This is a genomic window from Stenotrophomonas sp. STEN023 (assembly GCF_056760135.1).
This window is the reverse complement of the sequence record NZ_JBRREF010000128.1, coordinates 1-9909: the sequence shown is the minus strand read 5'-3', so window position 1 is coordinate 9909 and position 9909 is coordinate 1. Positions and strand designations below refer to the sequence as shown.

Annotated in this window: 10 protein-coding genes and 1 pseudogene; all 11 read right to left on the bottom strand. The window is 56.7% G+C overall.

What is annotated here, in order from left to right; all coding sequences use genetic code 11:
- Positions 1-70: 70 nt before the first annotated feature.
- Entirely contained in the window at positions 71-829 is a 759-nt protein-coding gene (locus ACVOLV_RS21325) for a recombinase family protein (protein WP_481556104.1), read from the bottom strand.
- 165 nt (positions 830-994) lie between these two features.
- Positions 995-1786, bottom strand: coding sequence for an NYN domain-containing protein (locus tag ACVOLV_RS21320; RefSeq protein WP_313642748.1), 792 nt, complete (start codon positions 1784-1786; stop codon positions 995-997).
- A 287-nt stretch (positions 1787-2073) separates the two neighbouring features.
- Positions 2074-2733, bottom strand: a complete 660-nt coding sequence (locus ACVOLV_RS21315; RefSeq protein WP_313642747.1) for a hypothetical protein — start codon at positions 2731-2733, stop codon at positions 2074-2076.
- Positions 2734-2966: 233 nt separating this feature from the next.
- Positions 2967-3521: a hypothetical protein gene (locus ACVOLV_RS21310; protein WP_313642746.1), complete on the bottom strand. Its 555-nt coding sequence runs from the start codon at positions 3519-3521 to the stop codon at positions 2967-2969.
- A 64-nt stretch (positions 3522-3585) separates the two neighbouring features.
- Entirely contained in the window at positions 3586-4020 is a 435-nt protein-coding gene (locus ACVOLV_RS21305) for a hypothetical protein (protein ID WP_481556103.1), read from the bottom strand.
- A 60-nt stretch (positions 4021-4080) separates the two neighbouring features.
- Positions 4081-4326, bottom strand: a complete 246-nt coding sequence (locus ACVOLV_RS21300) for a hypothetical protein (protein ID WP_313642744.1) — start codon at positions 4324-4326, stop codon at positions 4081-4083.
- A gap of 400 nt (positions 4327-4726) precedes the next feature.
- Positions 4727-5713 (bottom strand): urea transporter, encoded by a 987-nt coding sequence (locus ACVOLV_RS21295; protein WP_313642743.1) that lies wholly within the window; start codon positions 5711-5713, stop codon positions 4727-4729.
- A 398-nt stretch (positions 5714-6111) separates the two neighbouring features.
- A protein-coding gene (locus ACVOLV_RS21290; protein ID WP_481556105.1) for an IS3 family transposase occupies positions 6112-7193 on the bottom strand; the annotation gives its coding sequence in 2 pieces (ribosomal slippage) (positions 6112-6977 and positions 6977-7193; 1083 coding nt in all).
- A 3-nt stretch (positions 7194-7196) separates the two neighbouring features.
- Positions 7197-7904 (bottom strand): annotated as a pseudogene (locus ACVOLV_RS21285) (IS3 family transposase).
- Positions 7905-7945: 41 nt separating this feature from the next.
- Entirely contained in the window at positions 7946-8896 is a 951-nt protein-coding gene (locus ACVOLV_RS21280; RefSeq protein ID WP_313642742.1) for a hypothetical protein, read from the bottom strand.
- Positions 8897-9584: 688 nt separating this feature from the next.
- Positions 9585-9909, bottom strand: a 325-nt coding sequence (locus ACVOLV_RS21275) for a transposase (protein WP_481556102.1), incomplete at its 5' end; no start/stop codon positions are given.

Below are 9909 nucleotides of genomic sequence, written 5' to 3'. Positions count from 1 at the left end.
TTACAACCCGACACGGCGACACGGTTCCAATGGCGGCCTGTCCCCGATAGAGTTTGAACGGCAGTACGCACTAAACGGCTGAAGAGTGTCTACAAAAGCCTGGGCGATTCAAGGCGATGACCCGCTCGGGCATGCCGTCCTGCAGAAACAGCCGATAGATGCGCAAGACGGTGGCGACTTCTTGCGAAGGCCCGGACACCAGGATCACACGATCAGTTTGGATGCTCTTCTGCTCTCCTCGAGCGAGCAATGCCTTGGGCTGGAGATGCTCGTCCACGAGTTGGCGCCGTAAGCCATACCCCGGGGTGCCACCTTGTCGGAACCCGTGCCGCACAATGTTGCACGCCCCTTTGAACACCTTGTCAGATAGCTCACGGCTGTATTCGGCGGCCATGCTGCGCTTGAGGCCAATCATGATGGTGGAAGGCAAGGAGCCATCGTTCTTGAAAGCTTCCGCGCAATAGATGACCGGGACGCCATGGCTCTTACAGGCGTGAACGTAGGCGGCGGCCTCGTCCGGGTCAGGGAACCGTCCCCAACGGCTGACGTCGTAGACCAAAATGGCGTTGAATCCAGGGGAGGGGAGCTTCACATCCCGGAGAAGGGCTTGAAGGGCGCTTCGACCCTTTAAGTTCAGTCCACTCTTGCCTGAGTCCTCGTAGGTCTGGACGATCTCCATGCCGTGCGCCCTGGCATATTCGGCAATTGCCGCAGTCTGGTTCTCCGTGGAGTAGCGCTGATGCTCGGTCGACATGCGCACATACTGGGCAACCGGAATGAGCCGATCGGGAGACTGAATAGCATCGGTCACAGCGTGGTGCGAGGACACGGCCAGCGCTTCCCATCTAAGACTATGTATTCAGCGACCGTAGGCGGACAGTTTGACGGTCTCGTTACTCTTCGATTTCGTGACTGAACCAGTCAAGTTCGTGACGCACAGGTGTCGATAGCAGATCGAGATGATCACGGCGCTCTGGGAGCGCGAGTGATACGCCTACGTGTGCTCATTCGTTTCAGGTCGCGTGGCCAGACTGACGGTCCACTGGCCTCCTTCCTGCTGGCGTAGGGTTAGCAGGTCATAGGTCTTCAGCATGCTGAGTAGGCCCGAATGCCCATAGGTATTGGGAGAGAAGGAGGGGTCTGTTCGTTTGAGGTATTGGCCCAACGGCCCCAGTCCTACCTCGCCTTCAGAGGTGTCCCCAGCCAGGAGCGTGACCGCTTCCACCACGAATTTGGGGCGGCGCTTGGGAAGCGGCTTGGTGTCCACCGCGCTGGCCTCAACTTTGTTGCCCTCCGCTTTGGCCGGTGATGCATTGGGTCGGTCTTCGCACGGCTCGGCGATTGCTTTGCGTTCCCATTCGAAGAACTGATCGCAAGCGTTTCGCAGGGCCGCTGGCGTCTTGGGCTCGCCGACGATACAGACAGTCGCTCCGCGCTCCCGGAGCTTTCTGCACAGGTAAGCGAAGTCTGAGTCACTGGTCACCAGGCAGAAGGTGTCGGCGCGATGGTCAAACAAGGCCTCTTGAGCATCAAGAGCCAGGGCGATGTCGGAAGTGTTTTTTCCAGAGGCGTATTGGTATTGGAGGCAAGGGGTAAACGCATGTTGGACGAGCACCTCCTGGCAGCGGTTCGCCAACGTGGCGTGGTTTCCATACCCGCGTCGCAGCACCACGCGCCCGAACTGGGCCACCATCAGCAGGGCGTGCTCCACGATCTCGGGACTGACGTTGTCGCAATCGACCAAAACGGCCACTTTGCCGTCGTGAGGGACTGATCCGTTAGCCATGTTCTTGTCCTTAAGCTGCGATGCGTGCGTCCAGGCCGGCGTGCTCCCTCAGCAAATAGAGCAGACCAGCCGTTGCTTCTTTTGCGCTTCTGCGCGATGGAACTGTTCGAGAGCCTGCTGGTGGGCTTGATGCGCTGCGGCCTTGGCTGCCAAGTGCCGTTTTCCGGCACCGGGCCAAAAGCGTGCGAAGCCAGTGGGGCTAGGAACCTCGACCGCGACCGGCGCCAACCCCGGAACCAAGTCCTTGGGCACCTTGAAGCCGGTATAGGGGGATCACAGGGCGCATCTCAGCTTTCGCAGCGAGGAATCTCGATGTCATATCCGATGGTGATCTTTGAAATGCGGACTTCGCGGAAGAGTCGGTGCGCAACCTCTTCGTATTTTTGTGTGCAGTTGAACTTCGCATCTAAAACCCAGTCCTCACCTTCAGCCTCCATCATGCCCGCCTTCCAGGCAAACGCAGCCTCCACCGCGGGTTCATCGACTTGCGCAACCTCAAGCAAAACCTCTAGGGCCTTGTCGGCACGAGATCCCTGCCAATGCTGATAAATCCTCGGATCGGTCGCATTGCCGCACAGATAAAGGCAGTCCGCGTAGTAACGACCATTCCCTCCCGACATCGCGTCAAACTGACCAAAGGTCAGCGTATGCAAAGGCCGGCCGGTACTCCTGAGGTTTGGCAGGAAAGTAGAAAGATCGAAATCACACTGCGGACTGACAGCCATACCCACTGAGCCAACTGTGCCGCGAATCATGGCGACAGAAACCTCACAGCCCGAGATCTTATAAACCTTCGTTTGACCGTATGTATTTCGGGCTGGCCCGGTCAACCGCTCAAGGTAGGCAATATCTGCACCGATCATCTCCGGATCAAAGATCTGGGGAAGGACACTGGATTCTGCCGCAGACAAATTACCCCCTACCACGGCCAGAATAACGGCACTCATTGCAACTCGCATACGCCCCCTCCATGGATTGAACTAGAAATAGAAATTATAAAAGGCCCCGCCCCTGTCCCGGGTCGCAGCTCTCGCATGCCAGAAGGATATAGCTGGTGCCGAGGCCTGACCAGCGATCATAGCTCAAGGCAATGATTCGCCCGCCTGCTCAAAACGCGCAGCCTTGGCGAGCTCGCCGAATTGTTTTGAGCCAAGCATCTCGTCCCCTTGACCAAACTTACTCAACCGCAAGGTGGACACTGGACGAACACGCTGTTACTGCCGGATTTGCTGCTGGCCGGCACACACATGCCAGCCACCGTCGGATGCCGTTTCAAGCTACGCTCAGCAAGAAGTGCGTCGTACTGCGGGCGACGGCAGTCCACGTATTTGGACTGGTACTCAGCCATCTGCCGCGCGCCGCGCGCTTGTGCATTTGCCCGGCTCTGGGCCTCGTAGTACGCATTGACTGCCCGGGCCTGAGCGTGCTGTTCTCGGTCGGCGGCCTGCTGCTCGGACAACTGTCGTTGGTATGCGCTGTTCTGTCGGCGGAGCAACTCGAGCTCTGTGGCGTCCTTGCTGATTAGCGGTTCAGCCCGGGAGCGCGGGACAGGCATGTCGTCATCGAATTTGGAAGCACGCGGTTGCGGCGTGCAACCGTAGAGGACGCCGGACCTGTTCATCCAGCAGCCGCCGACACGCCCATCCGTGTAGGTAACCCAGCTATCGGCCTTTGCTACGCCTGGCCACAGAGCGATCAGACAGACAGTCGTGATTCCTACGAGCACGATGCGCATGGTTCTCTCCTGGTCAGCAGTCCGGCATAGCCGCATGGGCCTGATTGTACGGCTAGTTTCGAGGTCAGGGATTCAGCTTTGCCACGAAATAGTCGGGCTTTCCAACCGTACCCCACTGGCGGACCGCGGCGCACACCAGTTCCTTGGCGCGCATCGGGTCCAGGGGGAACGTGGCGCTGTAGACGTAGTAATCCACCCAGCCGTACTCAGATTCCGGCTCGACCTTGCAAGCCAGGTGCAGGAGGAAGTCTTCCTCATCAGATTTCGCACCAGCATCGTCAGCCAGCCCAAACTCCCCGCGCAACTCCCTGGCCAGAATCTTGTCCTGCGGGCGCACTACATCCACAACAGCAATACCGTATCGCACGAGGTCTGCGGCGATCATTGTCGAGGTACAAGCTGTGGAAATGACTGGAATCTTCATGCAGCCGCCATTGTAGTGGTCGGAAATGGCCGGATCACGGCGAGCCGTTGGCACCTCGATGGCACTACCTGCCATGTTGCTCTGAGGGACGGGCCTCTGACTGGCATTTGCCCGCGGATCGCCTGGAGGAATGCTTCAATGGCGCAGACTGACAACGAGCTTTGGAGCTTCGCCAAGGTCAGCGAGATGACCTGAATGGGCCGTACCTTCATCTACGGCGAGATGAAAGCGAAGCGTTTCCCTCAGCGCGTGCTTGTCGGCAAGTCCGCACGCTGGAAATCGACTGACCAGCCGGGACACGGCCAGTTCGTTGACGTAGATCGCGGTCAGTCGACCTTCGAAGTTGGTGGCTTTCGCCCATTTAAAGTTTTCTGTAAGCAAGGCTCAGCACGTGGCGGGGCTGTCTCATGGCTTGAGTTCAAGTGCCGGGTCGCTACGAGCCTTGCGGGCGTCACGAGAGCAGCGTGTGCTACGCGGCCGCCGCGCTGGAGTTTGGGCTCGCAGTGTAGATGTTTGCCCTCTCGATAGTAAGAGAGCATCGAAGGCATTCAGCCGCCATCGCCGAAGGTGAGCCTAACGCCGCACCTAAAGTGCCAAGAATGTCCAAAGATCGGCGTGGCACGCGTTCAGTAAGGATAAAAGGCTGTCTTTCAGGCCGCACGGGCAAATCGTTCTGATCGCTAGGTGGCTCTCCTAACTTGGTGTCCATCCCCCGGGCAGCCCGCAGCAGGTGGGGTAGAGGCCAGCAGCGGAGACAAGTCACGGGCTGCCCGTGAGATCGTTATGTCGTTTTGCGTTGCAGGCAAGCGAAGGCCGGACTGGCGAGCAAAAAAAGCCATGTAACGAGTACGAAGGGCAGGGTCAGCGCGGGGAGGCCCAGCGGTTCAAGGGAGGCTGAAACCGCCGCGAATACAAGGGCCGTGGCGATCGTCGCGAAAACTGCGTAGGCGGCCGATGCCCGGCCCGGCACGAAAAACTGGCCGCCCAATGCGATCGCGACCAACACGCTGTTATAGCCGAACGCGCCGGCGCGGATCGCCGGTTCGGCGGCGCCCATGCCCCATGCGACAAGAAGCCCGGTCAGCGATCCTGCCAGCGCTGCTATACAAGCCGCCCTCGAGCTGATGAGCAAGCCGGCCACGAACAATATGCCGGTGATGACATTGCCCTGAAAGAAGACCTGGGCGATTCCGTTGAACAGGCCGTCCACTACCGTCGAGGCAGTCACCACCCCCTCAACCGTAACGGCCTTGGGCAGGCCGGCGGTCGGCAGCAGATCTGTAGACTCGATCCGGCCAAAGCGTGCCGTCGCCAGGAAGAAGCAGAGGGAAGTGAGGACGAATGGGGCTGTAAGCGCGGGCAGTTTCCAGTTGCCCATGAGGGAGGCGATGCCCGCCATCATGATAGTCGAGCAGGCTGCCGCGAAGATGACGCACCCCCAAGTCAGCGCGTCTGGCTCAAGGAAATAGAGTAAGGCAATGGCGACGAGTCCGCCGTTGAAGCCGAAAAGCCCCGCCCGCACCTGGCCGCGATCGGTACCCAGCATCATGGCGGTGGCCGTACTTGCCCCGGTTCCAAGTAGAGCACCCAATCCGAACAGCGGCGAGTTACAGAAAATCCCGACCAGGAAGAGTAGCCCTGCATAGCTGTTACCCTGCAACATCACTTGCCCAACTCCCCGCAGCACGCAGTCGAGAAAGTTCAGAAGTGAGTGGGTAAAGTCTCCATTATCTGCGACGAGACCAGTCGTGGACAGGCGTATGGCCATCGACGCCAACTTCCTTTGAGAATGAACGCAGCAGCGTATCTTGTCTAAGATGCTCTGTCATGCGCGAAATTGTTGCCGTTTAGGTATCGAGAACGATCTGCGCCAACTTGGCCAGCCATGTTCGCTGGTTCGCGTTCGGACCGTGATGGATTTCGCAATCAAAGGAAGGGTCGGGTGGCCTCATCTCAGAGTGGCTAGCAATGCGGGCGGCGATGTCCAACTACGTAGCGCTTCTTGGGCGGGCGACAGAATGTGTTGGCCTAATTTGATCAAGTTCGTGGAGAGCTCCCTGAGGCAGAAGTCACTGGCAAATATTACGTGGCATTGTTGGTTTGATTGAAATCATGTGTCTTTACCCTGGTTGGTGATGGTGACGGCCTCCCAAATCTTGAGCCGATCTAAGGTAGAAAAATCGGCGTATTTGGGGCTGTCCGAAATGCCTCGGCGAACTGCGCTGGCGCGGCATTTCCCAGAGACGAATGCGGACGGAAATGATTGTAATCGGTTCTCCAGTTTTCGATCTTCTGGCGGGCATCGTCAAGGGACAGGAACCAGTGCACGTTCAGACATTCGTCACGGAATGAACCATTGAAAGATTCGACGAACGCATTATCGGTCGGCTTGCCAGGGCGCGAAAAATCGATCGTGACACCGTGATCGTAAGCCCATTTATCCAGCACGATACTAATGAATTCAGGCCCATTATCAGCCTGAACCCGGCGCGGTGAACCGCGTTCCTGCCGCAGGTGTTCCAGCGTTTCGACAACATCTTCGCCGCGCAGGCTCTGCTCCATGACAATGGCCAGGCATTCCCGACTGAAGTTGTCGACCACGGTCAGCGAGCGGAAACGGCGTCCATCGAAGAGTGCATCACTGACGAAGTCCATGCTCCAGCTCTGGTTGGGTGCAGTGAGTGTTGGTCGATCCAATCGATCCGCCGCGGCCCTGCGCCGGCGAGGCCGTTTTGAGCGTGAGTCGAGCCCTGCCAGCTTGTACAGCCGATGCACGCGCTTGCGATTGATCGGCCAGCCTTCGCGACGTAGCAGAATGTGGATGCGCTGATAGCCGTAACGCACCCGCGTCTGGGCTATCTCCTCGATGCGCCGGGTCAATGGCGCATCCAGAATCTTGCGCACCGGTTTGTACGCCAGCCCGGAACGGGCCTGGCGCATCACGCCGCATGCCCGCCGCTGGCTAATTCCGTAAGCACGCTGCAGAAAGCCGATGAGCGTATGTCGCTGCACCGGCCTCAGAGCTTTTTTTGGATGACGTCCTGAAGCATCACTTTGTCCAAGCTCAGATCTGCGACCAGTTGTTTGAGCTTGCGATTCTCCTCCTCGAGCTGCCGCAGCCGGCGCAGCTCGGACACGCCTAGGCCGCCGTACTTCTTCTTCCAGTTGTAGAACGTGGCCTCGGAAATCCCCATCTTCCGGCAGGTCTCGCCGACTGATGTATGAATCGCCCAGGCTTTTGTAGACAGTCTTCAGCCGTTTAGTGCGTACTGCCGTTCAAACTCTATCGGGGACAGGCCGCCATTGGAACCGTGTCGCCGTGTCGGGTTGTAAAACATCTCGATGTACTGGAAGACATCGGCGCGTGCCTCGTCGTGATTGCTGTAGATCCGTCGCTTAATACGTTCGCGTTTCAACAGCTGGAAGAAGCTCTCCATTGCTGCGTTGTCGTGGCAATTTCCTCGCCGGCTCATGCTGCATACGATGTCGTGCTCACGCAGGAAGCACTGCCAGTCTTCGCTGGTGAACTGCGTTCCTTGGTCAGAGTGCAGGAGCAAACCTGGAGCGGGTTTGCGCCTCCAAACCGCAGCGAGCAGCGCTTGCAAAACCAAGTCGGTGTGCTGCGTGGGGCGCGTCGCCCAACCCGAACTGATCCACATGGCACTTCATGAAGGCGTACTTTGCTCTTACCCCTTGGCAAAGTACGCGGCGGCTTTTTTTAGGATGTCTCGCTCTTCAGTGACGCGACGCAACTCAGCCTTAAGTCGACGAACCTCAGCGTTCTGGTCCTGCTCAACGCGACGCCCCACCTCTCCCTGGCCGTGCTGACGTCTCCACCCATACAAGCTATGGACCGACACACCTAGTCGCTCAGCCACCTCAGCTACCGGTCGGCCGTACTCGACAATCTGCCGAACCGCCTCGATCTTGAACTCATCCGTATAACGCTTCGTGCTCATAACCACCTCCGCCTAAGCCATAGTTTATGGCTGCGAGGTGTCTACGAAATCCTGGGCGATTCAGCTCTATACTTAAACGTGGTAACTTTTTTTACCAGTCGGGCAATTTCCTTTGCATTGTCAATGCAGAATTTCGGCACGTCAGCGAGTGACATGAAAGGGGTGTGGCCTTGGATGGAAACACCATGCACCGGAGGAATCGATTTGCAGAGTTCACTTAAATCTACCTGCATGTTTCCTGGTATTCTGTCATTCGGAATCGTGCGGTTCGTGGTGATCTCGAAGTTCAGCATATGCAGAAACTCAAGCGATCTAAGGTAGACATACGTAGAAATGTGCAGGCGTTTCTCCTTTTCCGCAGGGGTAACCGTGCGCATGAACTCTTCCGTCTTCGCGGTCAAATATGCATCAGCTTCGAGCAGGAGGTTGGCATCTTCAACGATATGGAGGTGGGTGAGAAGTACTTCGTCGATCGCTTCGTTTGTTCCTAACCAATAAGCGTGAGGAGTATGCTGCGGATTGAATAAGGCATCGATATGCTCCTTCTCTTCTTTAAATATTTCACGCTCTAGCTCAAAGATGATGTGGCGTTTAGCTTCTAGAACCTTTCCACTCTCTTCTGTTGGAGGGAGAGTAAGTATATTCATGGCGACTTCGGAATCTGCACCTGGTGGCTCAATAAGGCCGATTAGATGCATGCCCTTTTTAAAGGTGTTTAAATAAAGGCTCTTGATGGTCTTGATGTCGGCGAGAGGGTGTTTCTCAGTTACGCTCTTTAGCGGCTTGCCCGAAATGGATCGAAGGAGTCGTAGGACCGTGTCGAGCTGATTGATGCTCATCACACTGCCTCCCGAGTAGTCTTCGTTTGTCGTCTTTTCATATGTGAGCTCATCCATCAGATCTTTGAGAGTTGCTGTCTGGGAATCGCCATTGGTATGGGTATGGTTGTCACCAAAGTCAAAGCGGGATGGGCGCTTTGTGGGAGAAGTCATTGCTTGTCCAAACTCCTGAAGCTTTAATTGCTGAAACGATTAATCCAATTATGGAATCTCATGATTCCATTCATTGCTAAGAGAGGCAGGATGCGGAGTTTCCTGCTTGTACTGGACGCCCGTTCGACAAGGGCGACGCATTGTATTGTAGTCAACAGGGGGGATGGCGGGCTCCACCGAGGTGAGTGTGGAGGACTAAGGGATTGTAGAGCCCGTCGAAGTAGTTGGACATGTTCGAACGCGCAAACGCTCCTGCCCGCTGGAAAGAGGGCTTGGTACGTGCGTGAGCTCTTCAATCAGACCAACCTGCAGATGCGCGGGCGTCCTACAGCATCCCATGCGCCCTTGTTTGACGTAAGTAGCCAGTTCCTAATTGGCGTAAATAAGGGGTTTGATCAGACGCGGCTTTCCTCGGCAGTAGCTGAGAACAATGCGCGCACTAACTTGGATGCTGTATTTATTTCAGTGTAACGAGATGGTTCTGAGGACGTACATTTACGCGCCGTGCTAGATAGATGGGTACGGCGGGTAGAAGTTCTTTCGTTGCCTGCGGGCGTGCACATGCTTAGCTATCCCATTGAGACTTGGCTGGGATGGAAAGCCGACTGGGTGACTTTTAGTGCCAGTGCGGTGCATTCGTTCGATGAAATTTGAGCGTGTGCAGATTTTTATGTAAACGGGATTCGGGTTACAGCTGAGGGAGTCGCCCCTCAAGCTGGATGGTAAATCGGTTCAGGGCTGCCTTCCAATCACGGATGGGTAAGGTCCATCGTTTACTGATGTTGCGCAACGCGAGGTAGAGCAGTTTGATGAGAGCTTCGTCGCTCGGAAACGCGCCGCGGTGCTTGGTTAGTTTTCGTAGCCCCATGTTCACCGACTCGATTGCGTTGGTTGTATAGATGACCTTACGGATCTCGGGTGGATAGTCGAAAAATGGGGTTAACCGTGTCCAGTTACGCCGCCAAGACTGGCCAATCGGCAGGTACTCCTTGTCCCAGCGTGCCTCGAACTCG

What these genes read in the sequence shown, in the direction of transcription:
- ACVOLV_RS21310 (WP_313642746.1), bottom strand. Translation starts at nt 3,521, where the DNA reads ATGCGCATCGTGCTCGTAGGAATCACGACTGTCTGTCTGATCGCTCTG.
- ACVOLV_RS21315 (WP_313642747.1), bottom strand. Translation starts at nt 2,733, where the DNA reads ATGAGTGCCGTTATTCTGGCCGTGGTAGGGGGTAATTTGTCTGCGGCA.
- ACVOLV_RS21295 (WP_313642743.1), bottom strand. Translation starts at nt 5,713, where the DNA reads ATGGCCATACGCCTGTCCACGACTGGTCTCGTCGCAGATAATGGAGAC.
- ACVOLV_RS21280 (WP_313642742.1), bottom strand. Translation starts at nt 8,896, where the DNA reads ATGACTTCTCCCACAAAGCGCCCATCCCGCTTTGACTTTGGTGACAAC.
- ACVOLV_RS21320 (WP_313642748.1), bottom strand. Translation starts at nt 1,786, where the DNA reads ATGGCTAACGGATCAGTCCCTCACGACGGCAAAGTGGCCGTTTTGGTC.
- ACVOLV_RS21305 (WP_481556103.1), bottom strand. Translation starts at nt 4,020, where the DNA reads ATGGCAGGTAGTGCCATCGAGGTGCCAACGGCTCGCCGTGATCCGGCC.